This window comes from Actinacidiphila oryziradicis (assembly GCF_005047355.1).
GTDB classification, from domain to species: Bacteria; Actinomycetota; Actinomycetes; order Streptomycetales; family Streptomycetaceae; genus Actinacidiphila; species Actinacidiphila oryziradicis.
On the sequence record NZ_SUMC01000006.1, the window covers coordinates 241,147 to 264,856 of the forward strand.

The following is a 23,710-nucleotide window of genomic DNA, read 5'->3' on the forward strand; positions in this document are numbered from 1 at the left end:
TGTGACCGTCGCTTGGATCGGCGGAGGCGCCGGGGGCGGCTCCGAGGGCCAGGGCGGCCAGTGTCGCGGCGGCGGGCAGCGCGGTGCCGAATCTTGTGATGGAGCTTCGGTTCATCGGTTCTGGCCTCTCGGTGGGGGGATTCGCGGGCCTTCGAACGTGAGCCGGTCTCCGGTTGTCGACCAAAAAATGTGATGTCACGTCAAATGGCCTACGGGGTAGCCGTGTTGACGGCTGCCGCTCGGGCAGGCCCGCACGATAGTCCAGGGGCTTGAGCGTCAGCTGTGAGGACTACTCGCCTTCCCTGTGGCGTCCCCGGATCCCGCCGCGATCACTTGACGGGGGCCGCCCCCAGGGTGTCCCAGCCGGTCGGTTGGGCGGCGCGCTGCCGGGGGAGTGCCCGGTCAGGGTCGCCGGCTGGGTGATGGTTGATCCAGGAGAGGCCGCCGATGTCGATGTGGTGGCGGGCACGGGTGACCGCGACGTAGGCGAGGCGGGCCTCGGCGTCATCGATGTCACCGGCGATCGGGTCACCGTTCTCGTCCTCTTCGTCCTTGTCCTCCGGCCCGGTGAAGTCGTCGGCGATACGTACCGAGTCCCACTCGCGGCCCTTGGCCTTGTGCGCTGTGGAGACGGCCACGTCGGCCCGTTGCTCGTCGGAGAGCCGGGCCACGGCGTCAAGGATGATGTCGGCGCCGTGCTCGTCGATGAGCTCGACGAGGGGGAGCAGATCACGGCCGGCCGGGTCGTATTCGGCGTATTCCTGGAGCTCGCCCCATGAATCGAACAGGATCAGCTCCGGGTGGGTCGTGCGCTTGCCCGACTTGAGGTCCTGGGCAGCCCCGGCCAGGGCGCTCAGCGCGCTTCCGCCTCCGACGAGCGATACCCGGCGCCCCGCTTCCAGCAGCCTCATCACCTCGACCATCGCGCCGACGTTGGACCGGCACAGGATGGCTTGCGGGGCCGGCACCGTCCCGATCCCGACCTGGGTGTCGATCGTGGGGGTGCCGTCCAGCCGGATCGGCGCGTCGACGATGGAGAGCCAGCGGTTGGCCTCGGCGGCGAGGGCGGGGCCGAAGCGGAAGGACCGCGAGAGGCTGAGCTGGGTGCCGTCGAAGCCGGTCATGACATCGCGGGCACCGCGCCATCCGTAGATCGCCTGGGCGGAGTCCCCGACCATCACCAGTTGGGCGTGGTCCCGTTGGGCGTTGAAGACCTGCTCGACCACCGGGTTGGTGTCCTGGGCCTCGTCCAGGAGCAGGAAGTCAGCCGCGATTCTCGGTTCGCTCAGCGCCCAGATCTTGAGGTAGTGGTCGTGGTCGAACCGTACGACGCCCTCTTCGGGGTGCTGGAGGTCTGCCCACGCCTTTTGTGCGTACGGCAGCACGATGTCCACGAGCTGAGCGTGCGTTTCCTCGGCCTCGATGCCGCGCAACCGCGGTACGTGGTGATGGCTGATCGTCCGGTCCGCCGACTGGCAGAAGCGGGTCACGGTCCGCAGCACGGTATAGGAGAGAGCCTTGTTGCTCACATTGCGCCCGCCGATCCGGACGGTCATGTTGACGCCCAGGGCCATGCCCGTTTTCCAGCCGGCGATGCGAGGCGCGTTCATGCGCGCAGAGTAGAGGCGCCCGACCGCACCGTAGGCGAGTGAGTGCGCCGTTCGGCACGCCACATTGCCCGGGAACTTCCCTGATGCGTCGGTGGCGATCGACTTGTTGAACGCGATGTACCGGCCCCGCCGTGGCGTCGCCGCCGCAAGCAAGGAGAGCGTGGTCGTCTTTCCGGTTCCAGCACCGGCCTGCAGGACCAGATGGCCCCCTGCCTGGAAGGCCTCGACGGCCGCCTCCTGCTCAGGTGTTGGTACGGGCATGGCGAGCTCCTCGGCGGGCTGGTGGCGGTGTCTGTAATCGGAAAGTCACGCAGAGGAATAATATCCGTCCGGGTGCCCCCTGTTTTTGCCGTCTCGGCAAGGAAGTTTGGCAGGCGATGAGGTGCCGGGGGAGTATCTCCCGTGGGCGGAGGTGCTTCGCGCGAGTACGCAAACGGGACAGGAAGCTACGAAGGGGGACATGCTGATGACTGATGACAACACCTCGAACGAGCAGCTCTGGGACAGCCGTTACAGCGAGAGCGACCGGATCTGGAGCGGGAACCCCAACATCGTCCTGGTCCGTGAAGTGACCGGCCTGGAGCCGGGCAGGGCCCTGGATCTGGGATGCGGCGAGGGGGCCGACGCGATCTGGCTCGCACGGCAAGGGTGGCGTGTCACCGCCACCGACATCTCCCAGATCGCCCTCGACCGTGCGGCCCAGCACGCGGCGGCGGCAGAAGTCGCCGACCGCATCGACTTTCAACGGCACGACCTCGGAGCGTCCTTCCCGGTCGGCAGTTTCGATCTCGTCTCCGCCCAGTTCCTGTACTCCCCCGGTGATATGCCCCGGGAGAAGATCCTGCGGACCGCTGCCTCGGCCGTCGCGCCCGGCGGGGTGCTCCTGGTCGAGGGGCACGCGGGCTACCCCTCCTGGGAGCACAGCCCCCATCCCGATGTGCACTTTCCCACGCCGGAAGAGGTCCTCGAATCCCTTGACCTCCCGGATGAGCAGTGGGAGGTGCTGCTCAGCGAAGAGCACCAGCGGAGCCAGACCGGCCCCGACGGTCAGCAGACCACCCGCACGGACAACACCCTCAAAGTACGGCGCCTTGGCCCACTGAGCCGTCCGCACTGAGTGCCACGGTCGGCGTCTCCGGCAACGGTCCATGAGGTGGCCCTGACAAGCTCTAGGCCGTCTATGTGCCGGCTGCCCGGCGCCCCCATCAGCGGGGTCGCGCTGAGCAACATCGTGATGCCCGGCAGCACGACCCCGGCCACCACGGTCAGCCAGGTGAATCCCACCAACCTCTCGGACCACGGCACTGTCACCATCACGCCGTAGTCGCGCGTCGCGCGGAACCCTGTGCCATCCTTTGGGCACCTGCCAGGCTTGGGGATCGTTCGGCGGAAAGCGAGGGAGCAATCAGCGATGACGCATCTGGATGCGCGACCGCTCATGTTCGTAGTTTCCGGCCCCAGTGGGGCCGGAAAAGGTACGGCATTGCGATTTCTCACCGAACGATCCCTCCTGCGGCGCATTCCGACATACACGACACGGCTGCCACGCGAACATGAAATTCCGGGGGTCGATTACCACTTCGTACCGGAAGACGAATTCTTCAGGCTTCACAGTGAAGGCACGATTTTCGAGTACACGCGTACGTATGCGGCGAGCTACTACGGCTCCCCGAGCTCCCTGCTGGAGGTCACCGACACCGATCCGCTGCTCACCGAACTCGACCCCAGCGGTTTCGTCCGGGTGCGGACCGCGTCCAAGCGCCGGGTGATCGGGATCTTTGTGACCACCACCTCCGAGGATGAGCTGCGGCACCGGCTGGTCCTCCGCGGCCAGCAGGGCGAGGCCGCCCAGCGGTTGCGTATCCGCACTGATCAACTCAGTGGGCCTGGATGTACGACTATGTCCTCCTGAATGACGACAGGGATCTGTTCTTCCGTGATCTGGAAACTGTCGTCCGAAGCGAGATCATCAGGACGGAAGGGGCCAGGAGAATGCTTGAACTAAAGGTGGAATCAAATCCTACGCTGAAGGAACAGAGCCAGGCCCCGCCCGGAATCTAGGACCCGGTGTTACCGGCGACGAGGTGCAGTGGTGCTGCGGCAGCAGTGGCGGCCTCGGCCGAACTGAGTTGGCCGGTGGCAACCAACCGGTCCAGCACATGCCTTTGACGCGAGGTCGCGAGCGATCGGTGGTTGACCGGGTCGTAGGCCGACGGAGCTTGTACGAGCCCGGCCAGCAGTGCCGCCTGGCCCCAGGTCAAGTGGCTCGGCGACACCCCGAAGTAGCCGTGGCTGGCCGCGTCCAGGCCGTAGTAGCCGTTCCCGAAGTACACCACTGCGGCGTACATCTGCAGAACCTGCTGTTTGCTGTAGCCGGTGTCGAGCTTGACCGCCAGCGTCACCTGTCCGGCCTTGGCCGTGACGCCGCCGTCCAGGCCGCCGTAGTAGAGCTGTTTGGCCAGCTGCTGCTCAAGTGTCGCCCCGCCCTGGTCGACGCTGCCTGTGAGCGCCGCCACCGCGCTACGCCCCAGGCTGAGGACATCGATGCCGGGATTGGAGTAGAAACGGGAGTCCTCGGTGGCGATGAGTGCGGTGGCGAATCGCGTGGGCACGGCGGTGGTGGGGCCGGCGACATGATGGGTGCTGTCGATAGCGGCCGCTCGTTGCTCGGCGTCGCCCACGCCTGGTGTCAGTGCCGCCAGGGCGACACCTGCGGCCAGTGTCACGACTCCGACTGCCAACAGGGTCTTCGCCACCCGCCGCAGCCAACGGTGCCGGGCCGGCCGTCGGTGCGCGGCGCGACCGGATGTCGCGGTTATGGACGCCGCGGCGGGCGCCCCATGGGGCTGGGGCGGCGCAGAGGGCGTCAACGTATACCGACCCTTGGCCGGTGCGGGCTCTGCTGCGCACGTTTCATCATCACGACATGTAGGACGTAGACCGGTTCGTCAGAGTTCCGGCGGCTTTCGTTATTCGACGCGGGACCCGCAAAAGCGTGCATGGTACGGCCGGTCGCCCGTTGTGCCCCGGGTGTTCAGCGTCCCTTTGTGCCGAACTCGACATCCGTCCATTCGTGCTGATCGGACTCGCGCCCAGCACGCGTCGCGGGACGCGCAGACCGAGGAGAATCGAACCCTCTGGGCACCGCCACCGCGGCGGCCACGGCACTCGTGCTGTCCCTGCTGGGCGGCGGGACGGCAAACGCCGGGATGCCCGGCCGCACCGGCGGCGACCGGCTGGACGCGCGCAGCGACGCCTTCCACACGAAGGCCGGCCAGAAGCTGACCGTCTCCGGCCAGGGGGTCCTTCGTAACGACGGCGGGCGCCCCGTCACGCTGGTCTCGCACACGGCGCCCGCGCACGGCTCGCTGGAGCTGAACCAGGACGGCTCGTTCAGCTACACACCCGCCGCGGGTTTCAGCGGCCCGGGCTCGTCCAACGAGTACTACGGCCTGACCGGCCGCGGTCCGAACGTGGGCGGTCCGAACGGGGAGAAGATCCTGCCGCTGACGGACTTCGCCCCCTCGGTCGGCAAGTTCCGTTTCGTCGGAACCAAGGCCGTCCTGGGGAAGGTGATCCCGCTGCGCGCCGCGGACACCCAGGCCCAGGAAAGCCCCGCAGCGGTCCTCTTCCGAGAGGCTGGAGCCGCTCAGGGCCCGTTCGTAGAGCGGGACAGCCGCCACCTCCAGCCCCAGCACATCGTGTACCCATGCGGTGTGATGGGCGATCTCCGGGTCTTCCGGGTAGCGGTCCGCCAGGGTCAAGAGCTGCTCGCGGGCCTGTGAGGTCTCTCCTTGCTCGCGCAGCCGGACTGCCTGTGACAACGCCGCATTTCCTCGGTCATTCATGCGGACGCACGCTTGCACGACATCGCCCGGACAAACAAACCAGTCGCTCCGCGTAGGTGCGGGACGTAGCGTTCCGCCGTATGTCTGACATCGATCTCCCGCCGCGGCTCACCGCCCTCACCTTCCACGGGCCCCTCTCCGAGGCGCGGGCCGCGCGTCTTACCCAGCGGCTCACCCGGACGAGTCCGGCCACTGTCATCGACATCGGCTGCGGCTGGGGCGAGTTGATGCTCCGCGTCCTCGACGCCGCGCCCGGGGCCACCGGCCTGGGCATAGACGTAAATGTTGACGACCTGGCCCGGGGCCGTGGCAACGCCGAGGCACGCGGGCTCGCCGACCGCGCTGAGTTCGTCGAGGAGTCTGCCTCGGGGACCACCCGTGGGCCTGCCGACCTCGTCCTGTGCCTCGGCGCCAGCCATGCCCTCAGCGATGCCGCGCCACCCCACCACACCGCCGCCGCGCTCCGGGCGCTCCGCAGCCTGGTCACTCCCGGTGGACGGGTCCTTCTCGGCGAGGGCTTCTGGCAGCGCACTCCCAACGTCGCCGAACTCGCGGCCATGTGGCCGGACGCTTCCGCCGGCGAATACCACGATCTTGCCGGACTCGTGGATATTTCCATCGACGCCGGATTCCGGCCGGTTTGGATCGAGACGGCGAACAACGACGAGTGGGAGGAATTCGAGTCCGGGTACCAGTCCGACCTGGAGGAATGGCTATCGGTCAATGGCGACCAGCCTGTGGCCGCCGAGACCCGCGAGCGCGTGGACAGGCACCGGGCCACCTGGCTGAGCGGCTATCGCGGGGTTCTCGGGCTGGCGTATCTCACGCTGGCCCCCGTCGGCTGACAAAGCTCCGTCCTCGTGCCTGCGCCGGTGCGTTCTCGCTCGCGACCGTGTCGGGACCGCGGCCCCGCAGAGCGGCGAGGGTCAGGAGGCAGGAGGCGAGGGCGGCGATACCGCAGATGACGTAGCCGAGGGAGTAGCCGTTGCCGAGGGCGTCCAGGGCGATGGAGTGGGCGGCGCCCGGCGGGGAGGCGGCCGGTACGGAGTTGACGGCGAGGGGGCCGCCTTCCTTGACCACCGCGGTGGCCGCCGCCTTGGCCGCAGGGCTGAGGGAGGAGGAGGCGAGGCTGGTGGTGAAGTGGGAGGCGGCGTTGCTGAGGGCGATGGCGCCGATGACGGCGGGGCCGAGGGTGAAGCCGAAGTCGCGCAGGAGGCTGGTGGAGGCGCTGGCCATGCCGGCGTAGCGGACGGGAACGGTGTTGACGGCCGTGGCGGTGATGGAGGAGACGGTGAGCGCGAAGCCGATGCCGACGAGGCCCAGGGGGAGGATGAGGGCGGTGAGAGTGAGGTCGCTGACGGGCAGACGGGCGGCGAGCAGGTCACCCGCGGCGATCAGGGCCAGGCCGGCGGTGAGGATCCAGCGGGAGCTGACGCGTTCCAGGAGCCGCGAGATCAGCGGCATGAGGAGCAGGTTGAAGCCGTTGAGCATGATGAAGGCGACGGAGGAGCGCAGCGGGCTCTGATGCTGGATCGGCCCGAGCCGGATGCTGGTGGCGTAGGCGGTGCCGAGGAAGCTGAACATGCCGACCACGGCGACGATCGAGGCGACGGCGAAGGCGCGGTTGGCGAAGAGGTCGAGCCGCAGCAGGGGTGAGCGGGCACGGGTCTCGGCAACGACGAACAGGGCGATGAAGACGGCCGCGACGACGAACGCGGTGACGACGGCAGGGGCGGACCAGCCGTCGGCGGGGCCCTGGATGACCGCGTAGAGCAGGGCGAACATACCGACGCCGATGGTGATCTGGCCGCCGAGGTCGAGGGAACGGCCCTCGGGGGCGCTGGAGTCGCGCGCCAGCAGCCGGCTGACCGATGCGCTTACGGCGCCGAGTGCGGCCACGACGATGAACGACCAGCGCCATGAGCCGTAGTTGCCGGTGACGCCGCCGAGGACCGGGGCGATGAAGCCGCCGCTGGAGAGGGCGGCGGCCCAGATCGTGATCGTACGGGCACGGTCGCGGGCGGTGTGGGTACCGGCGGCGATGACGGCGAGGGAGGTCGGGAACAGCGCGGCGGCGCCGAGGCCGGCTATGACCTGGCCGATCCAAAGCTGGTGCACGCCGCTGCTGGCGGCGGCGACGGCCTCGCCGAGGACGATGAGGGCCGATCCGCCGACGAGCAGGCGCTTGCGTCCGAAGAGGTCACCCAGCACGCCGAAGGTCAGCTCCAGCACGGTCACGGGCAGCAGGAAGGCGTCCGAGATCCAGGTGAGCTGGGAACCGATCGGGTGGAGGTCCTGCTGGAAGAGGCCGTTGAGGGTGGCGGGGATGGCGAGGGCTATCTGGGCGAGGCAGACGGCGAGGCAGCCTGCGATCAGCGTGCCCACGGGCAGTTTGCCGGCGAGGTCGTGGACATGGCCTTCGGGGTGGCCCTTGGAGGGGCTTGTCTCAGTGGGCACGGGGGCTTCCCTGGTGCGGTCGAGGTGCGGGCACGGGCGCGGGGGACGGGCGCGACGAATGTAAGGCTGATTTTCGACGGCCGTCAATAGAATGCCCAAGGTTGTTGCGGAAGCCTGTGAGGACCGCATGAACGAGGCCGTAGGGCCGTCTCCGGCCGTTGGCCGGACCGGACACTCCCTAGCGGGCGGCGCCCGCCTCCGGGACCGCAATGGTGTCGAGCAGCCGGGCGGCCTCGCGGCGGGCCGGCCCCGCGTAGCGGTGGGCCAGGGACTGGAAAAGCTCCTCGGCGCGGGCCGCCGGCCAGTCGGCCGGCAGGTGCTCGGCGGGGAGGTGGGGGTCGCGGCGTACGAGGCCGAGCCAGTCGGTGTGCAGGAGGAGCTGGCGGGCCAGGTCGTCGATGGCGCCGTTGGCCGGGACGGGGTGGCTCCAGTGCTCCAGGAAGGCGTGGTACCCCTCGGATATGTCGTCGATGTCGAAGGCTGTTTCCAGTACCGTGCGGGCGTCGGTGGGTTCGCCGGCCGCGGCGCCGCGGAAGACTTTGAGGTGGGCGTCCAGCCCCAGTCCCTCGACCAGGGCGAGTACGTCCACGGTGCCGGGGGCCACCCAAAGGCCGTTCTGCAGCGCCCCGAAGCCGCCCCACACCAGGCGGGAGCGCAGGTCGTGGCGCTCACGGCCCCATGCCTCGGGGAGGGAGAAGCCCACCAGAGTCCAGGTGCCGTCCCAGTCGCGGTTGACGGCGCCGGTTCGCCAGATCCGGTCGTGGCCGTCCTGGAGTACCGCGGCGGCGCGCGGGGTGAGCCCGAAGTACATTTTGCGGCCCTGCCGGTGGCGCTCGAGCAGGCCGCGGTTGACCATCCGGGTGAGGGTGGACCGTACGGCGTCCTCGGTGATCCCGGCCCGCGCGAAGATGTCGATCAAGCTGCCGGTGGCGAGGGCGGTGCCCTGTCCCAGGGCGTGGATGCCGAAGAAGCTGAGCATCAGCGACTGGGGCCGCGGGGAGGCCGTGGCTTTCGCTCCGGACGGCTCGGGGCTCACCTGATCAGGGCTGGTCACAGGGCCAGCGTAGAACCCACCGCGTTCGGCCGGAATGGTCCAGTCCAATCCGTTGACGTGGTTGCGTCAGAAGCGGCATCCTGGGGCGGAGATTGGTCTGGACCATCTCCGCGTGGGCGCAGCCAGCCCTCATCCCCCCGGAGGCACCCTTGCAACTCCGTAAGCTCAAGCCCCTCGCCGCCGCCGCGGCGGCGGCATCGCTCGCCGTGGCCGCGCTGACCGCAGTCGCCACCGCCGGTCACGCCGCCACCGTCAGCCCGGCCGCGCTCAGCAGCAACTGGTATGCCGCGGCGCCCTACCTGATGCCGCTGGACAACAACCCGCCCGACGCAGGTGCCGTCATGGACGCCACCGGGCTCAAAGCCTTCCAGCTCGCTTTCATCCTGGCGCCGAGCGGCGGCGGCTGTTCGCCGACCTGGGGCGGCACGGCCCCGGTCTCCTCCGACACGGCGGTCGCCTCGACAATCGCCGCGATACGGGCCAAGGGCGGCGACGTCTCCGCATCGGTCGGCGGCTACGGCGGCACCAAGCTGGGCCAGACCTGCGGTACGCCCGAGGCGACCGCCGCCGCGTACCAGCAGGTCATCAGCAAGTACAGCCTCAAGGCGATGGACTTCGACCTCGAAGAGCCGGAGTACGAGAACACCGCCGCCATCCACAACGAGATCGGCGCCGCGAAGATCCTCCAGGCGAACAACCCCGGGATCTACATCTCGGTGACTACGGCCGGCACCGCTGCCGGCACCGGCTGGTTCGGGACGCAGATGCTGAACGAAGCCAAATCACAGGGCTTCACTCCGAACAACTACTCCATCATGCCCTTCGACGGCGGCTTCAGCGGCGCCTCGTCGCAGACCAGCGCGCTGACCAACTTCAACACCATCCTCCAGTCCACCTTCGGCTGGAGCGCCGCGACCGCCTACGCCCATGAGGGCTTCTCCGGCATGAACGGCCGCAGCGACAGCGGCGAGTACTTCTACCAGGCCGACTTCCAGACCGTCCTGGACTACGCCACCAGCCATGGCATGGCCCGGTTCACCTTCTGGTCCGTCAACCGTGACCGCCAGTGCACCCCGGCCGACAACAACGGCACCACCTCGGGCACTTGCAGCAGCGTTACGCAGTCCGCCTACGACTTCAGCAAGTACTCCGTGAAGTTCGCGGGTGCCACCCCGCCCACCACCACCCCGACCCCCACGCCTACGCCCACCTCCGCGTGCACCGTCGCGGAATGGACCAGCACCGCCATCTACACGGCGGGCAACGAGGTCGCGCACAACGGCCACAAGTGGAAGGCCAAGTGGTGGACGCAGGGCGAGGAGCCCGGCACCACCGGCGTGTGGGGTGTCTGGCAGGACGAGGGCACCTGCTGAGGCCCCCGCCCCTGTAGCCGAGGCCGCCGCCGCCGGGAAAGCCCGTGGCGGCGGCCTCACCATTCCTTCGCCCGGCATGGGCGTCGTGCCCCGGGGACGCCGGCCAGAAGGCCGGGGGCGTTGCCGGCACGGCCGGTCACGACGAGCGGAGACTCGACCGGATCACCCCGTCGGGGATCGGCACGTCGCCCGGGTTGACGAAGAAGTCGCCGCCGGAGGCGATAACGCTCCAGGCGAAGCCGGTCTCGGCCTCGGCTCCGGCTCCGGCGCTCACCGTCACGGTGGGGGTGAAGTCGCCGGTCCTGGTCGGGGTGCCGGAGATCACGCCGGTCTCGTGGTCGACGGCCAGTGCGTCGGGCAGGCCGGTGGCGTCGTAGGCCAGACTTGGGCCTTGCTGTTCGCATCGGCGCAGCTACCGGCCGGAATGGCCGGCGCAGCGTCGATCAGCACCTCGCCCGACGACGGTGGCAGCAGCCCGGCGATCAGGCGCAGGAGGGTGGATTTGCCGCAGCCGGAACGTCCTACGACGGCCACGAATTCACCCTCCGACGCGTGAAGTTCGATATCGCGGAGCGCTTCGACAGCGGCTCTGGCACTGGAGAATGTCCGTGACACGGCGCGCAACTGGATCATTTCCCGGCTCCAAGGATTCGCCGCTGGCAGGTAGGCGTAAAAATGGTCTGTCCGGCCGGCCCCGCACGGCAATATGCTCCAAGTTCCCTCGCAGGGAGGCCTTGTGATCCGCACGATCAGGAATGCCCGCGCGCCGATGACATTACCGGGCGCCGTGCTGCTCGTGGGTGTCGCGGGATGCGGCGGAGACGGCACCTCCGGCGCAGGGCCCGGGTGAGCCGGGCCATCGCCGAGCTGCGGAGCGCCGGGGTCATCGGACCGGGCATGACGCCGGAGGACATTGTCGACTTCGGGCTCATGCCCACAAGTTCCGCAACCTGAGGAGACCCGGTGACCGCTTCGGCCGAGGAACCGTCGTACGCCTTCGACAACAACGACCCGGAGGCCGCCGCCCGGCACGATCACCTCGCCGAGGTCCTCGACGAGCTGACCGTCTCCCGGCTGTCCGGGCTCGGCGACCTCACCGGCCGGGCCTGCCTGGAGATCGGCGCCGGCGGCGGCAGCATCGCCCGCTGGCTCGCCGGCGCCACCGGCCCGTACGGCCGGGTGCTGGCGGCCGACATCAACACCCGCTACCTCAAGCCCGGTGCGGGCTTCGAGGTACTCCGGCACGATCTCGCCTCCGAACCGGTCCCCGAGGGGCCCTGGGACGTCATCCACGCCCGCCTGGTGCTCCTGCACCTCCCGCAGCGCCGTGAGATCCTACGCCGCCTCGCCGCCGCTCTTACTCCCGGCGGAGCGCTGGTCGTCGAGGACTTCGAGACCACATTCCGCAAGAGCGTGCTGGCGGCGCCCACGCCCGAGGCGGCGGCGCTGGTCGACACCTACCACAACGCGCTGGTGGAGCGGGTGCTGCCGGCCCACGGCAATGACCCCACCTGGGCCGGCCGGGTGCACTCCGTCATGCTCGCCGAAGGCCTGGCCGGGGTCGACACCGTCGTGTACGCGCGATCCTGGCCGGGCGGCACCGCGGGGGCGCTGCTGATAGCTGTGAATATCGCCCAGGCCCGGGGCGACTTCCTCGCCGCCGGGATGAGCGCCGCCCAGCTGGACGAGCTGGCGCTGCTGGCCGCCGACCCGCGGCTGGTGGTCCGCAATCCCCTCACCTACTCAACCATCGGCCTCAGGCAGGACGGCTGACGGGCCGTGAGGTGGCGTACGCGGCTGGCGGCGGCCGGCCTGCCCGTCCTCGGCGGCGCGCGGCTGCCGCCGCCGTGGGCGCGTGAGGTCACCGGGTAGCGGCTGCCTGCCCGGAAGGCCCGGTCAGCCGCTCTTCGGGCACGATTCGTACGGAGCATGCCCCGTACGGATGGATTCGGCGGGTTTTGGGCTACGGGAGCGGTCGGTGCTGTAGAGAATGCGGTCGTGGCTACTTCTCGTAAAAGCGTGCCGCACGCGACGTTCATGGCACCCAACGCATCCCGGGCCGTACCCGCCCGCACTCCTGCCCCCGCCCCCGCGTCCGGGCCCGCCGACAAGCGGCCAGGCCCGGGCGGTTCACCCGGCGGTCAACGGGAGGCGACATGGGAGCAGTTCGCCCGGAGTGTGGAGCGGCTGGCCGGGCAGTTGGGGGCGCTGGCGGAGAATCTGCCGGCGGGTGAGCCGGGGGACAAGGAAGCGAAGTCGTTGCGCCGGTCGGTGGGGAGGCTGTCGGAGGGTCTCGGCAAGCTGAAGCGGGCCCCCAGGAGCGGGCTGCCGGGCTGACACCCGCTACTGCGGCTCGTACGACACCGGCGAGGCCTGGTAGCGGGCGGCCTGCATCTGGAAAAGCTCCTGGTAGCGGCCCCCGGGGCGGGCGAGGAGCTCCTCGTGGGAGCCGTGTTCGACGAGGCGGCCGTGGTGGAGGACGTAGATGACGTCGGCGTCGCGGACGCTGCTGAGTCGGTGGGTGACGAGGATGACGGTCTGGCCGTGGGCGGCCAGGCCGCGGATCTTGTCGAAGGTCTCCAGCTCGGCGCGCGGGTCGAGAGCGCTGGTGGGTTCGTCGCAGATGAGGACGGGGGCGGCGCGGTAGCGGGCCCGGGCGATGCCGAAGCGCTGCCACTGACCGCCGGAGAGCTCGACGCCGCCCTGGAACTGGCGGGCCAGGAGGGTGCGCAGGCCGTTCGGGAGGGCGTCGATGACGGAGTCGGCCCCGGAGTAGTCGGCGGCCTGCTGGAGACGGCCGTTGGTGGTGGGGGCGCCGGGCTGGCCGACGGTGATGTTGGTGCGGGCGGTGAAGGGCCAGCGTTGGAAGTCCTGGGTGACGAGGGCGATCCGGGAGAAGAGCTGGTCCCGGTCGGCGGCGGCGGAGTCGATGCCGTCCCAGGCGATGCGGCCGGAGTCGGGGTGGTACAGCCCGGCGAGGAGCTTGGCGAGGGTGGATTTGCCGCTGCCGTTCTCGCCGACGAGGGCGACGACCGCGCCGGCTGGAATCGACAGCGTCACGTCGTCCAGGGCGGGGATGTCGCGGCCGGGGTAGGTGAAGGTGACGTTCTCGAAGCGGATCTCCTTGGGCTGGGAGGGGAGGTCGAGACCTCCGGTGGGTATGGCGCGCCGGTCGGCCTCTGCGATGAGCTTCTCCAGGTCGGCGACGAACAGGGCTTCCTCGTAGAGCTGGTTCACGTGCATCACCAGAGCGGCGAGGCTGGCCGATCCGGTGCGGATGGCGAACACGGCGGTGCCGGCGACGGCGAACTGCATACGGCCGGTGAGCAGCAGCCCGGCGAGCGCCGCGTACGTGGCCAGGGACGCGGCGCCGGTGAGGGCGGCGGCGAAGAGTTCGGTGCCGGCCTTGTCGTCGGCGAGGCGGGTCTGTTCGGCCTCGGAGGCCTCCGACATGGTGCGGAAGTGTCCGAGGAGGAACGGACCGACGCCATGGACCCGTACCTCCTGGGCGGCGGAGTTCTCGGTGAGGAGCGACCCGATCAGCCGTCCGGCGCGGGCGTGCTCGATCCACATCTGGAGCGAGGCGTAGCGGCGCCGGGAGACCCGTAGGGCGCCCCAGCTGCGGGGAAGGGCGATCAGGGCGAGGAGGGGGAGGAGCACCGGGTGGAGGACGGTGAGTACGCCGGCGGCGGCGGCGAAGGCGAAGATGCCATTGAGGGCCGCCACACAGGCGCCGATCATCCGGCGCGCGGACTGCGACCCGAACTGGGCGGAATCGAGCAGCCGGTGGAACTGCGCGTCCTCGATCGCGGAGAGCTCGACCCGGGCCGCGCGGTCGAGATACTGCTCGGTCGCCACGCGTTCCACCTTGGGCTCCAGCCGGCCGGTTCCGGCGGTGGAGCCCGAGGCGAGGACGGCGTTGAGGACCGCCACGGTGGCGGCGACGACCAGTGACGGCAGGGCCGCGCGCAGTCGCTCCTCGGTGCTGCCGGCGGCGAAGAGCGCCTGCAGGATGCGGTTGGTCACCACCAGGCCGACGGCCTGGGCGATGCCCTGGCCGATCTCGCAGACCCCTACCGTGATGAGGGCCCCGCGGTCAGCCCGCCAGGCGAGCCGGATGGTGCCGCCGACCAGGCTGGGCAGCTTGCGGGCCATGCCGACGAGCGAGAGGTCGAGAAACGCCTTCTCGTGCTGGGACCAGCCGGTGTCGTAGCGGAGCCGGCCGCCGAAGAGCAGTTCCTCGCTCTCCGAGGCCGGCTCCGGCTTCTGCTCGGAGCGGCGGCGGATGCCGATTCTCATGGTGCCCCCGTACGGGTGAGGAGTGGGACGCGGATGTGGCGGTGTGAAGGCCGACTGTTCATGGTGGCGGGGGTTTCACACCTCGCGACAGGTCGCACGGGAGCTCGTGCGCGCCCTGTTCCGCGCCCCGTACGGGGGATCGACCGCGGCAGGTGGGGATTTCCTGTTGAGCGCCCGCAAGAGCGTCGTGAACCGGATAGGCAGCGAAAAGCCTTTCCCGCGCACATAGGTATGAATACGTGAGTGCACGATCGTACGATCGGATTGATGAGCAGTTTCGCGTTCACCCACCGGCGCGGCGGTTCCGCGGACGACGGACAGTGATCTACTGGGCCCATGGAATTGCTCGACGCGTTCGACAAAGCACTCGGCGAGTTCGACCGGCGCGTACACCACGTGGCGCACAACCAGTGGACGGCGCCAACCCCCTGCACCGGCTGGACGGTGCGCGACCTCGTCAACCACCTCACCAGTGAGCACCTCTGGGCGCCCTGGCTGCTGCGCGGTGCGACCCTCGCCGAGGTCGGCGACCGTTACGACGGGGATGTGCTCGGCGACCATCCCGTACGGGCCTGGGAGCGGGCCGCCGCCGGGTCCCGCCCCGCGTTCCACCGGCCCGGCGCGCTGGAGAGCGATGTGCACACCAGCAGCGGGCTCACACCGGCCGCCGACTACGCCTGGCAGATGATCACCGACCTCACGGTGCACGCCTGGGACCTCGGGCGCGGCACCGGCGACGACCAGCCGCTGGACGAGGAACTGGTCATGGCGGTCCACGAGAACGTCGCGCCCGCCGTCGGCAGCTGGCAGGGGTTCGGTGTCTTCGCCCCGCCGGTACCGGTGCCGGACTCCGCCTCCCCCCAGGACCGGCTGGTGGCCCTGCTCGGGCGCCGCCCTTAGGCCCTGTCCGGCCGAAAACGTCACGTCCGATTTCCGCCAGCGCCAGGCCGCCGGATGCCGCACGCTGGGTGACGTGATGAACGAGGAGAGCAGATACGAGGCGGTGTGCAGCAGGGACGGGCGGTTCGACGGCGAGTTCTTCTTCGCCGTCGCCACGACCGGGATCTACTGCCGGCCGAGCTGTCCCGCGGTCACCCCCAAACGTAAGAACGTCCGCTTCTACCCGACGGCGGCGGCCGCCCAGGGCTCGGGGTTCCGCGCCTGCCGCCGCTGCCGGCCGGACGCGGTGCCGGGCTCGGCGGAGTGGAACGCCCGGGCCGATGTGGTCGGCCGCGCGATGCGGCTGATCGGCGACGGTGTCGTGGACCGCGAGGGGGTGGCGGGGCTCGCCGCACGGCTGGGATACAGCGCCCGGCAGGTGCAGCGGCAACTCAACGCGGAGCTGGGCGCGGGACCGGTGGCGCTGGCCCGGGCGCAGCGGGCGCATACGGCGCGAGTGCTCTTGCGGACCACGCAATTGCAGTCGGCGGAAATCGCCTTCGCGGCCGGGTTCGCGAGCGTAAGGCAGTTCAATGACACCATCCGAACCATCTACGCCGGCACGCCCAGTGAACTGCGCGCCGCCCGCCAGGGCCGCACAGCCCGTGACGGCGGGCCGGGCGGGGTGCCGTTGCGGCTCGCCTACCGGGGCCCGTACGCGAGCACCGAGCTCTTCGACTACCTCGGGCGGCGCGCCATCGCGGGCATCGAGGAGCTCACCGGCGAGCCCGGTGGCCGCACCTACCGCCGCACGCTGCGGCTGCCGCACGGCACCGGCATCGCGGAGATCCGCGAGCGGACCGGCGAGGGCGGCTGGCTGGAGTGCCGGCTGCATCTGAGCGAGCTGCGGGACCTGACCACCGCCACCCAGCGCGTGCGGCGCCTGTTCGACCTGGACGCCGACCCCTACGCCGTCGCCGAGCGACTCGGCGCGGATCCCCTGCTCAGCGCCCTGGTCGAGCGGCGCCCGGGGTTGCGGGCGCCCGGCGCGGCCGACGAGCACGAGCTGGCCGTACGGGCGGTGCTCGGGCAGCAGGTCTCGGTGGCGGCGGGGCAGAAACTGGGCAACGCGCTGGTGGCCGCGTACGGCGAACAGCTGCCCGCGCCCAGCGGCGGACTGACCCATGTGTTCCCGCAGACCGGCGAGCTGGCCGAGGCCCCGCTGGCGGACCTGCGGATGCCGGACTCGCGCCGCGTCGCGCTCCGTACGATCAGCGCGGCGCTCGCCGACGGCACGGTCCGGCTCGACCCGGGCGCCGACCGCGACCAGGCCGAGGAGGATCTGCTGAGCCTGCGCGGAATCGGGCCCTGGACCGCCGGCTACATCCGGATGCGCGCCCTGGGCGACCCCGACGTTCTCCTCACCGGCGACGCCGCGGTCCGGGCCGGTCTGGAGAGGATCGGGGCCTCGACGGCGGACGCCGGGGGCTGGCGGCCCTGGCGCACCTACGCGACGCACCACCTGTGGAACGCCAAGAGCACGAGCGGTATCAGCAGCAGTATCAAGGAAAGGAATGACGACCGATGATGGTCCACACGACGATCGACAGCCCGCTCGGCGAGCTTCTGCTCGTGGGCGAGGAGTCCGCCACCGCGAAGGGCGGCGTGGCCCTGGCCTCGCTCTCCATGCCCGGCCAGAAAGGCGCCGCCATCGTCGCGCCCGGCTGGCGGCACGACCCGGTGGCGTTCACCGAGATCATCGCGCAGATCCGGGCGTACTTCGCCGGTGAACGGCGCGACTTCGATCTGGAGTACACCACCCGCGGCACGGACTTCCAGGAACGCGTCTGGGCCGCCCTGGACACCATTCCGTACGGCACCACGACCACCTACGGCAAGCTCGCCGAGCAGATCGGCGTCCCCCGGGCCGCAGTCCGTGCACTGGGCACGGCCATCGGCGCCAACCCGCTGTTGCTGCTCCGCCCCTGCCACCGGGTCATCGGCGCCAACGGCTCGCTGACCGGCTACGCGGGCGGCCTTGACCGTAAGGAGATCCTGCTCGCCCACGAGGGCGCCGTCCCGGCGAAACTCGGCTGACTCTCCGCCTCCGACTCCGCCTCCGCCTCCGCCTCCGGCTCGGGGCGCACGGAACCTGGCCCCGCACTTCGCAGGTCACTCGTTCGTGAAGCTCGACTGATCGCTATCGGTTGACATCGAGCGAACTCAGCCGCTCGCGGTCTCATATCTGATCGTTGGCGGTCAGGGATGGGCGGCGATCGGGGCCGGAGGGCATCGGAATCAGCGACCTGCGAAGTACGGACCTGGCCGCCGGCCCGCCTCAGGGGACCCGAGCAGCTTCCGGGCCAGCGTGACGGCGTCGTCCGAACCGGCGGCGGGGCGTTGGCCGGCGGCGTGGTTGGCGGCGGTGCGCTGCTGGGGCAAGGCGTTCCCCTTCGGCCTGGGTCAGCCCTTCCTGCCGCTCGGACAGCAAGACGGCGGCGCGCAGGAGCTGCAGTTCCGGCTGAGTCACCCGCAGCAGGGCCTCCACGGCGGTCAACTCGTTGACCAGGGACGTCGCCAGCTCCATCAGCGAACGCGGCCTTCTCAGCGCCCCATGGCCGGCCGCTGTTCCAGGACGCGCGCCAACTGCTCGGCGCTCAGGCCCGCCAGATGGTGCCGCAGGGCGGTAGTGCTGTCCACGCTGCGACCTTAGGGCCTGTCCGGCCCTAATTGAGAGGCGGCCCGGCCGGCCGCCGCGTAATGTCCGCGCCCATGACATTCAACGTGCGTGATTTCCGTCCCGAGGATGCCGCGGCCGTCGCCGGGATCGTACGCGCGGCGGTGCCGTACATGGTGACGACGCCCGAAGGCGTGGCCTGGCAGGTCGCGGGCGCGCCCGCCGCGCGGCGGTACCGGTTCCTGGTGGCGGACAAGGGCGGGAGTCTGGCCGGCTGCGGCTATCAGCCGTGCGCGACGGAGCGGCGGTACATCCGCGATCTCGGGGCGGCCGGCTAGGCCACCACGGGCGGTGCTGCGGCGGCCACCGGGGCCGCCGCAGCGTCATGCCGTAATGCCGTCATGCCGTCATGCCGTCATGCCGTCATGGCGTCAGCAGTACGTCTGCTCCTTGCCGATGACCCGGTCCATGCAGTCCGCCGTCTCCAGGAGCCGCAGCACCGCCTCCCGGTTGCGGCTGGTCTGGGCCGCGATCACCTCGTCGGGCGGGTAGAAGCCCGATGAGCCGCTCGCCCCCGGGGACATCTCGAAGGTGCGTACCGCAGCGGGTCAGGCCCGCGCTGCCCGCCGGGCCAGCAGGGCCGCACGCCGCTCGTCGAACTTGCACGCCTGCGCGTCGAGCTCGCCCATGAAGAAGCCGAGCTCCTCCTGCGCCTTCAGCCCGTCGGGGCCGAGGCCGGAGACCTCGAGCACCTTCAGGTGCCGCAGCACCGGCAGCAGCACGTCGTCGTGGTGGATCCGCAGATTGTAGATGCCGCCGATCGCGATCCGGGCCGCCGCTCGCTCGAAGCCGGGCATGCCGTGCCCAGGCATCCGGAAGCCGACCACGACATCGCGGACAGCCCCCATGGCCTGGTTGGGTGCGAGCTCCAGCGCCGCCCCCAGCAGGTTGCGGTAGAAGACCATGTGCAGGTTCTCGTCGGTGGCGATCCGGGCCAGCATGCGGTCGCAGGCCGGGTCGCCGGACTCGTGGCCCGTGTTGCGGTGCGAGACGCGGGTGGCCAGCTCCTGGAAGGCGACGTAGGCCACGGTGTGCAGCATGCTGTGCGCGTTGTCGGACTCGAAGCCCTCCGACATGTGCTGCATACGGAACCGCTCCAGCTCCACCGGGTCCACGGCGCGGGTGGTCAGCAGATAGTCCCGCATGGCGATGGCGTGCCGGCCCTCCTCGGCGGTCCAGCGGTGCACCCAGGTGCCCCAGGCGCCGTCGCGGCCGAAGAGCGTCGCGATCTCGTGGTGGTAGCTCGGCAGATTGTCCTCGGTCAGCAGATTGACGACCAGAGCTATCCGGCCGATGTCGCTGACCTTCGACTGCTCCGGCGACCATGCCTCGCCGCCCATGATGCCGTCGAAGTTACGGCCGTCGCTCCACGGCACGTACTCGTGCGGCATCCACTCCTTCGCGGCCTTCAGATGCCTGTTGAGCTCGCGCTCGACGACCTCTTCCAGGGCATACAGCAGCTTTGTGTCGCTCCATGCGTCCGATCCGGTGCGCTGGGACTGGGACGGGGGGGCAACGGTCACGCTGGGCTCCTGGGGGGATAGAGATAGACGCCACCTACGGGCACGTAACTTACGCCACCGTAAGTTAATAGGTGTCGGAATGGCAACTGTCCTCGTCGAGGACGCTCCCACAGACTGTCAGACGTACAGGTCGCGCAGCCGCACCGACAGGCAGGTGACGCACCCCTCCAGCTTCTCGAACTCACTGATGTCGACCAGGACCAGCTCGTAGCCCAAAGAGGCGATGAGCTCGGCGCTCCTGGGCGCGCTCGCGGCCATCAGCAGTTTGCCGCCGCCCAGCAGCACCACATGCGCCCCGGACTCCTCCGGCACGGGCAGGAAGTGCGGGAAGAGCGACACATCGTCGACGAGCGGCGTACAGCCGATGACGGTGCCGTTGGGGAGGGCGGTGACAGCGCTCTTGAGATGCAGGACCTTGGTCACCGGGGCGGCGACGACACGGGCGCCGAGCGGCTCGAAGGCGGCCCGCAGCTGGCGGATACCCGCCGTGTTGGTGCGGCCGCCGCGGCCGACATAGAGGGTGTCGCCGATCTTCAGGACGTCGCCGCCCTCCAGAGTGCCGGGCTCGCGGACCCGGTTGACGGAGAGGCACAGAGCGGCGACGGCCTCCTCGGCGGCCGGGATCTCCGGCCTGCGGGAACCGGCACCGGGACGGGCGATGAGGGCGACATTGCGGTAAACGACCATGGTGTCCTCGATGAAGACGCCGTCCGGACAGTCCTCGGCGGGGGCCACCTCGATCGTCTCCCACCCGTGGGCGCGCAGAGCGCCGACGTAGGCCTCCCACTGCCCGAGGGCCAGAGCGGCGTCGACCGGCCTGCGGTCGATGTGCGTGACCAGGCCCTCCGCGAGGCGCGGGCTGGGGCGTCGGACCAGGGCTTTCCTGCTGGCCATGGTGAACCTCTCCTCAGGTCGGGGGATGTCGGGGGCCGTACGTGGGCCGATATGATCGGCTCCCTGATGAGTGCCACTCTTGTTGCCAAAAATCTTGCCGCAGGTCACGGGGACCGTGTTCTCTTCTCCGGCCTTGACCTCGTCGTCGCCCCGGGGGATGTCATCGGGCTCGTGGGCGCCAACGGCGCCGGCAAGTCGACCCTGCTGCGGATGCTCGCGGGCCTCGACGCACCCGAGGAGGGCACCCTGCGGCTGAGCCCGCCCACCGCCTCCGTGGGCCATCTGCCACAGGAGCCGGAGCGCCGCGAGGGCGAGACCGTACGGGCCTTCCTCGCCCGGCGAACCGGCGTGGAGGCCGCGCAGAGCGCGCTCGACGCCGCGACTCAGGCGCTGATGGACGAGACCCCGGGCGCCGACGACGCCTACGCCGAGGGCCTGGAGCACTGGCTCGCGCTCGGCGGCGCCGACCTGGAGGAACGGGCCGAGGAGGTCGCCGCCTCGCTGGGCCTCAGCATCGGCCTCGACCAGCCGATGACCTCGCTCTCCGGCGGCCAGGCCGCCCGCGCCGGACTCGCGTCCCTGCTGCTCAGCCGCTACGACATCTTCCTGCTGGACGAACCGACCAATGACCTCGACCTCGACGGCCTGGAGCGGCTGGAGGCCTTCGTCGCCGGGCTGCGGGCCGGCACCGTCGTCGTCAGCCACGACCGCGAGTTCCTCGCCCGCACCGTCACCCGCGTCGTCGAGCTCGACCTCTCCCAGCAGCAGGTCAACACCTACGGCGGCGGATACGCGGGCTATCTGGAGGAACGCGAGACCGCCCGCCGGCACGCCCGTGAGGAGTACGACGAGTACGCCGACACCAAGGCCGCCCTCGAAGCCCGCGGCCGCACCCAGCGCAGCTGGATGGAGAAGGGCGTCAGGAACGCCCGCCGCAAAGCCACCGACAACGACAAGATCGGCCGCAAGCTCCGCGCCGAGTCCAGCGAGAAGCAGGCCGCCAAGGCCCGCCAGACCGAGCGGATGATCGAGCGCCTCGACGTCGTCGACGAGCCCCGCAAGGAGTGGGAGCTGCGGATGGAGATCGCCGCCGCACCCCGCTCCGGCGCCGTCGTGGCCACCCTGCGCGCCGCCGAGGTCCGCCGCGACGGCTTCACCCTCGGCCCCGTGGACCTCCAGATCGACTGGGCCGACCGGGTCGCCATCACCGGCGCCAACGGCTCCGGCAAGACGACACTCCTGGGCGCCCTCCTCGGCCGCACCCCACTGGACGCGGGAGGCGCCGCCCTGGGCCCCGGAGTCGTGGTGGGGGAAGTCGACCAGGCGCGCCTGCTCTTCTACGGCGGTGAGGCACTCCTCGACGCCTTCGGCGCCGAAGTACCGGAGCTCCCGCCCGCGGAGGTTCGAACCATGCTCGCGAAATTCGGGCTCAAGGCCGCCCATGTGCTGCGCCCCGCCGCCACCCTCTCACCGGGCGAGCGGACCCGCGCCGCGCTGGCGCTGCTCCAGGCACGCGGGGTGAACCTCCTCGTACTCGACGAGCCGACCAACCATCTCGACCTGCCCGCCATCGAGCAGTTGGAGTCCGCCCTCGGCTCCTACAACGGCACGCTGCTGCTGGTCACCCACGACCGCCGGATGCTGGACGCGGTGCACACCACGCGGCGGATCGAACTCGACTCCGGGCAGGTCACGGAACGGTGACGCGCCCGCTGGAAGGCTGACGCCGCGCCGGACACCTGGATCCGGGGTCGGCCGTGGGAAGATCGGGCCTGTCCGCAGGGTTGAGACGGACGACATGCGGTCCGTCCGCGTCCTGGTACCGAGGAGTTTGCCCGTGAGTCTCTACGACATTCCGCTGCGCACCCTGACCGGCGAGCCCGCCTCCCTCGCCGACTACCGCGACAGCGCCCTGCTCATTGTGAACGTTGCCTCCAAATGCGGTCTTACCCCGCAGTACGAGGGCCTTGAGCGCCTGCAGAAGCGTTACGCCGACCGTGGTTTCAGCGTGCTGGGCTTCCCGAGCAACCAGTTCGCGGGCCAGGAGCCGGGCACGGCCGAGGAGATCGCCACCTTCTGCTCCGCGACGTACGGGGTGAGCTTCCCGCTCTTCGAGAAGACCGACGTCAACGGCGAGGACCGGCACCCGCTCTACGCCGAGCTGACCGCGACCACCGACGCGGCGGGGGAAGCCGGCGACGTCCAGTGGAACTTCGAGAAGTTCTTGCTTGACGGATCCGGGCAGGTCGTGGGCCGCTTCCGTCCGCGTACCGAGCCTGAGGCGGACGAGGTCGTCGCCGCCATCGAGGCGAACCTTCCGCGTTGAGCGGCATCCGCCCCGCCGTTGTCTGCGCCGCCGTACTGGCCGTGACCGCCAGTACGGCCGGCGCGGCCCCGGCCGTGAGCGAGCCGCTCCCGGCCCGGATGGCCGACACCGGCGGCGGCGACCAGCTGATCACCGCCGAGGCGCCCGGCAAGGATTCGACCACCGGCGAGGTCATCTGGTGGGAGAACGCGGGCGGCACCTGGTCCCGGATCGGCTCCGCCGAGGCCCGCTTCGGCGCCAACGGCCTGACCGAGGGCCGCACCCGCAAGCAGAGCACCTCGACCACGCCCACCGGGCTGTACGACCTGCCGTTCGCCTTCGGCGCCGACCGGGCGCCGGCCGGGACCGGGGTCGCGTACCGGGAGGTCACCGAGAAGTCCTGGTGGTGTGAGGACAACGCCTCCACCTCGTACAACCGCTGGGTCAACAGCCTCCCGAAGGACTGCGCGGCCAAGGAGTCCGAGCACCTGATCGGCTACCCCGAGCAGTATCGCTGGGCACTTGTGATCGGCTTCAACTATAACAAACCGGTCAAGAAGCGTGGTGCCGGGATCTTCCTGCACGTCAACGGCCAAGACGCGACCGCCGGTTGTGTCTCCGTCCCCGCGTCGGCGATGCGCCGGATCCTGCAGTGGGCCGACCCCGACTCGGCTCCGTACATCGCCATCGGTACGACCTCGGGGGCGACCCGGATTACTCGCTACTGAGCA

General features: G+C 70.2%; 25 protein-coding genes and 1 pseudogene. 15 read left to right on the forward strand and 11 right to left on the reverse strand.

Features of this window, described 5'->3' with window-relative positions; all coding sequences use genetic code 11:
• Positions 1-329: 329 nt before the first annotated feature.
• Positions 330-1,871: a UvrD-helicase domain-containing protein gene (locus FCI23_RS09335; protein ID WP_136722990.1), complete on the reverse strand. Its 1,542-nt coding sequence runs from the start codon at positions 1,869-1,871 to the stop codon at positions 330-332.
• A gap of 205 nt (positions 1,872-2,076) precedes the next feature.
• Between FCI23_RS09335 and FCI23_RS09340 the strand changes: the two genes are divergently transcribed.
• The 3 genes from FCI23_RS09340 to FCI23_RS09345 all read left to right on the forward strand — a co-directional run bounded on the left by FCI23_RS09340 (position 2,077) and on the right by FCI23_RS09345 (position 3,522).
• A complete protein-coding gene (locus tag FCI23_RS09340) occupies positions 2,077-2,727 on the forward strand; it encodes a class I SAM-dependent methyltransferase (RefSeq protein ID WP_136723046.1) in 651 nt (216 codons plus the stop codon).
• A gap of 63 nt (positions 2,728-2,790) precedes the next feature.
• The gene (locus tag FCI23_RS56260) at positions 2,791-2,934 is read left to right on the forward strand and encodes a hypothetical protein (RefSeq protein ID WP_169316719.1); all 144 of its coding nucleotides are present in this window, start codon (positions 2,791-2,793) and stop codon (positions 2,932-2,934) included.
• An 87-nt stretch (positions 2,935-3,021) separates the two neighbouring features.
• Positions 3,022-3,522, forward strand: a complete 501-nt coding sequence (locus FCI23_RS09345) for a guanylate kinase (RefSeq protein WP_136722991.1) — start codon at positions 3,022-3,024, stop codon at positions 3,520-3,522.
• Positions 3,523-3,667: 145 nt separating this feature from the next.
• Here the strand turns inward: FCI23_RS09345 and FCI23_RS09350 are convergent, their stop codons facing one another.
• On the reverse strand, positions 3,668-4,366 hold the full coding sequence (locus FCI23_RS09350; protein ID WP_169316734.1) for a biosynthetic peptidoglycan transglycosylase: 699 nt from the start codon (positions 4,364-4,366) through the stop codon (positions 3,668-3,670).
• 414 nt (positions 4,367-4,780) lie between these two features.
• Here FCI23_RS09350 and FCI23_RS63645 point away from each other — a divergent pair, with 414 nt between their 5' ends.
• Both FCI23_RS63645 and FCI23_RS09360 read left to right on the forward strand, forming a co-directional pair.
• The gene (locus FCI23_RS63645) at positions 4,781-5,395 is read left to right on the forward strand and encodes an Ig-like domain-containing protein (protein ID WP_136722993.1); all 615 of its coding nucleotides are present in this window, start codon (positions 4,781-4,783) and stop codon (positions 5,393-5,395) included.
• A gap of 143 nt (positions 5,396-5,538) precedes the next feature.
• The gene (locus FCI23_RS09360; protein ID WP_136722994.1) at positions 5,539-6,303 is read left to right on the forward strand and encodes an SAM-dependent methyltransferase; all 765 of its coding nucleotides are present in this window, start codon (positions 5,539-5,541) and stop codon (positions 6,301-6,303) included.
• On the opposite strand, the gene FCI23_RS09365 is transcribed toward FCI23_RS09360, so the two are convergent.
• Together FCI23_RS09365 and FCI23_RS09370 are read right to left on the reverse strand one after the other, a co-directional pair.
• Entirely contained in the window at positions 6,281-7,915 is a 1,635-nt protein-coding gene (locus FCI23_RS09365; RefSeq protein WP_246143581.1) for an MFS transporter, read from the reverse strand. The genes FCI23_RS09360 and FCI23_RS09365 overlap by 23 nt on opposite strands.
• Before the next feature lie 178 nt (positions 7,916-8,093).
• A complete protein-coding gene (locus FCI23_RS09370) occupies positions 8,094-8,969 on the reverse strand; it encodes a PaaX family transcriptional regulator (RefSeq protein WP_246143582.1) in 876 nt (291 codons plus the stop codon).
• 149 nt (positions 8,970-9,118) lie between these two features.
• Between FCI23_RS09370 and FCI23_RS09375 the strand changes: the two genes are divergently transcribed.
• Positions 9,119-10,342: a carbohydrate-binding protein gene (locus FCI23_RS09375; protein WP_136722996.1), complete on the forward strand. Its 1,224-nt coding sequence runs from the start codon at positions 9,119-9,121 to the stop codon at positions 10,340-10,342.
• 136 nt (positions 10,343-10,478) lie between these two features.
• Here FCI23_RS09375 and FCI23_RS09380 read toward each other — a convergent pair whose 3' ends face one another.
• Positions 10,479-10,754, reverse strand: a complete 276-nt coding sequence (locus tag FCI23_RS09380; protein ID WP_136722997.1) for an Ig domain-containing protein — start codon at positions 10,752-10,754, stop codon at positions 10,479-10,481.
• Positions 10,664-10,975: an ATP-binding cassette domain-containing protein gene (locus FCI23_RS63030; RefSeq protein WP_136722998.1), complete on the reverse strand. Its 312-nt coding sequence runs from the start codon at positions 10,973-10,975 to the stop codon at positions 10,664-10,666. The genes FCI23_RS09380 and FCI23_RS63030 overlap by 91 nt, the downstream gene beginning before the upstream one ends.
• Before the next feature lie 330 nt (positions 10,976-11,305).
• Between FCI23_RS63030 and FCI23_RS09390 the strand changes: the two genes are divergently transcribed.
• Together FCI23_RS09390 and FCI23_RS09395 are read left to right on the forward strand one after the other, a co-directional pair.
• Complete coding sequence (locus tag FCI23_RS09390; RefSeq protein ID WP_136722999.1) at positions 11,306-12,115, forward strand: class I SAM-dependent methyltransferase; 810 nt, start codon at positions 11,306-11,308, stop codon at positions 12,113-12,115.
• 264 nt (positions 12,116-12,379) lie between these two features.
• Positions 12,380-12,679 carry a hypothetical protein gene (locus FCI23_RS09395; protein ID WP_136723000.1) on the forward strand — a complete coding sequence of 100 codons (300 nt, stop codon included), beginning with the start codon at positions 12,380-12,382 and terminating at the stop codon, positions 12,677-12,679.
• Positions 12,680-12,685: 6 nt separating this feature from the next.
• Here the strand turns inward: FCI23_RS09395 and FCI23_RS09400 are convergent, their stop codons facing one another.
• Positions 12,686-14,641, reverse strand: coding sequence for an ABC transporter ATP-binding protein (locus FCI23_RS09400; RefSeq protein ID WP_136723001.1), 1,956 nt, complete (start codon positions 14,639-14,641; stop codon positions 12,686-12,688).
• A 336-nt stretch (positions 14,642-14,977) separates the two neighbouring features.
• Between FCI23_RS09400 and FCI23_RS09405 the strand changes: the two genes are divergently transcribed.
• The 3 genes from FCI23_RS09405 to FCI23_RS09415 all read left to right on the forward strand — a co-directional run bounded on the left by FCI23_RS09405 (position 14,978) and on the right by FCI23_RS09415 (position 17,617).
• Positions 14,978-15,541: a TIGR03086 family metal-binding protein gene (locus FCI23_RS09405; protein WP_136723002.1), complete on the forward strand. Its 564-nt coding sequence runs from the start codon at positions 14,978-14,980 to the stop codon at positions 15,539-15,541.
• A 76-nt stretch (positions 15,542-15,617) separates the two neighbouring features.
• Positions 15,618-17,108, forward strand: coding sequence for an AlkA N-terminal domain-containing protein (locus FCI23_RS09410; protein WP_136723048.1), 1,491 nt, complete (start codon positions 15,618-15,620; stop codon positions 17,106-17,108).
• Positions 17,105-17,617 carry a methylated-DNA--[protein]-cysteine S-methyltransferase gene (locus FCI23_RS09415; protein WP_136723003.1) on the forward strand — a complete coding sequence of 171 codons (513 nt, stop codon included), beginning with the start codon at positions 17,105-17,107 and terminating at the stop codon, positions 17,615-17,617. Before FCI23_RS09410 ends, FCI23_RS09415 begins: the two co-directional genes overlap by 4 nt.
• Before the next feature lie 201 nt (positions 17,618-17,818).
• Here FCI23_RS09415 and FCI23_RS56270 read toward each other — a convergent pair whose 3' ends face one another.
• Positions 17,819-17,962, reverse strand: a complete 144-nt coding sequence (locus tag FCI23_RS56270) for a hypothetical protein (RefSeq protein ID WP_169316735.1) — start codon at positions 17,960-17,962, stop codon at positions 17,819-17,821.
• A gap of 330 nt (positions 17,963-18,292) precedes the next feature.
• Here FCI23_RS56270 and FCI23_RS09420 point away from each other — a divergent pair, with 330 nt between their 5' ends.
• The gene (locus tag FCI23_RS09420; protein WP_136723004.1) at positions 18,293-18,535 is read left to right on the forward strand and encodes a GNAT family N-acetyltransferase; all 243 of its coding nucleotides are present in this window, start codon (positions 18,293-18,295) and stop codon (positions 18,533-18,535) included.
• A 93-nt stretch (positions 18,536-18,628) separates the two neighbouring features.
• Here FCI23_RS09420 and FCI23_RS09425 read toward each other — a convergent pair.
• From FCI23_RS09425 to ddaH, 3 genes and pseudogenes are all read right to left on the reverse strand, one after another.
• Positions 18,629-18,790, reverse strand: a pseudogene (locus tag FCI23_RS09425) (zinc carboxypeptidase); the annotation flags it as partial.
• A gap of 15 nt (positions 18,791-18,805) precedes the next feature.
• Positions 18,806-19,780 (reverse strand): acyl-ACP desaturase, encoded by a 975-nt coding sequence (locus FCI23_RS09430; protein WP_136723005.1) that lies wholly within the window; start codon positions 19,778-19,780, stop codon positions 18,806-18,808.
• Positions 19,781-19,897: 117 nt separating this feature from the next.
• The gene (ddaH, locus tag FCI23_RS09435; protein WP_136723006.1) at positions 19,898-20,674 is read right to left on the reverse strand and encodes a dimethylargininase; all 777 of its coding nucleotides are present in this window, start codon (positions 20,672-20,674) and stop codon (positions 19,898-19,900) included.
• 66 nt (positions 20,675-20,740) lie between these two features.
• Between ddaH and FCI23_RS09440 the strand changes: the two genes are divergently transcribed.
• The 3 genes from FCI23_RS09440 to FCI23_RS09450 all read left to right on the forward strand — a co-directional run bounded on the left by FCI23_RS09440 (position 20,741) and on the right by FCI23_RS09450 (position 23,707).
• Positions 20,741-22,378 carry an ABC-F family ATP-binding cassette domain-containing protein gene (locus FCI23_RS09440; RefSeq protein WP_136723007.1) on the forward strand — a complete coding sequence of 546 codons (1,638 nt, stop codon included), beginning with the start codon at positions 20,741-20,743 and terminating at the stop codon, positions 22,376-22,378.
• A gap of 133 nt (positions 22,379-22,511) precedes the next feature.
• Positions 22,512-23,000, forward strand: a complete 489-nt coding sequence (locus FCI23_RS09445; protein WP_136723008.1) for a glutathione peroxidase — start codon at positions 22,512-22,514, stop codon at positions 22,998-23,000.
• Between the two features lie 5 nt (positions 23,001-23,005).
• Complete coding sequence (locus tag FCI23_RS09450) at positions 23,006-23,707, forward strand: L,D-transpeptidase family protein (protein ID WP_136723049.1); 702 nt, start codon at positions 23,006-23,008, stop codon at positions 23,705-23,707.
• Positions 23,708-23,710 lie beyond the last annotated feature (3 nt).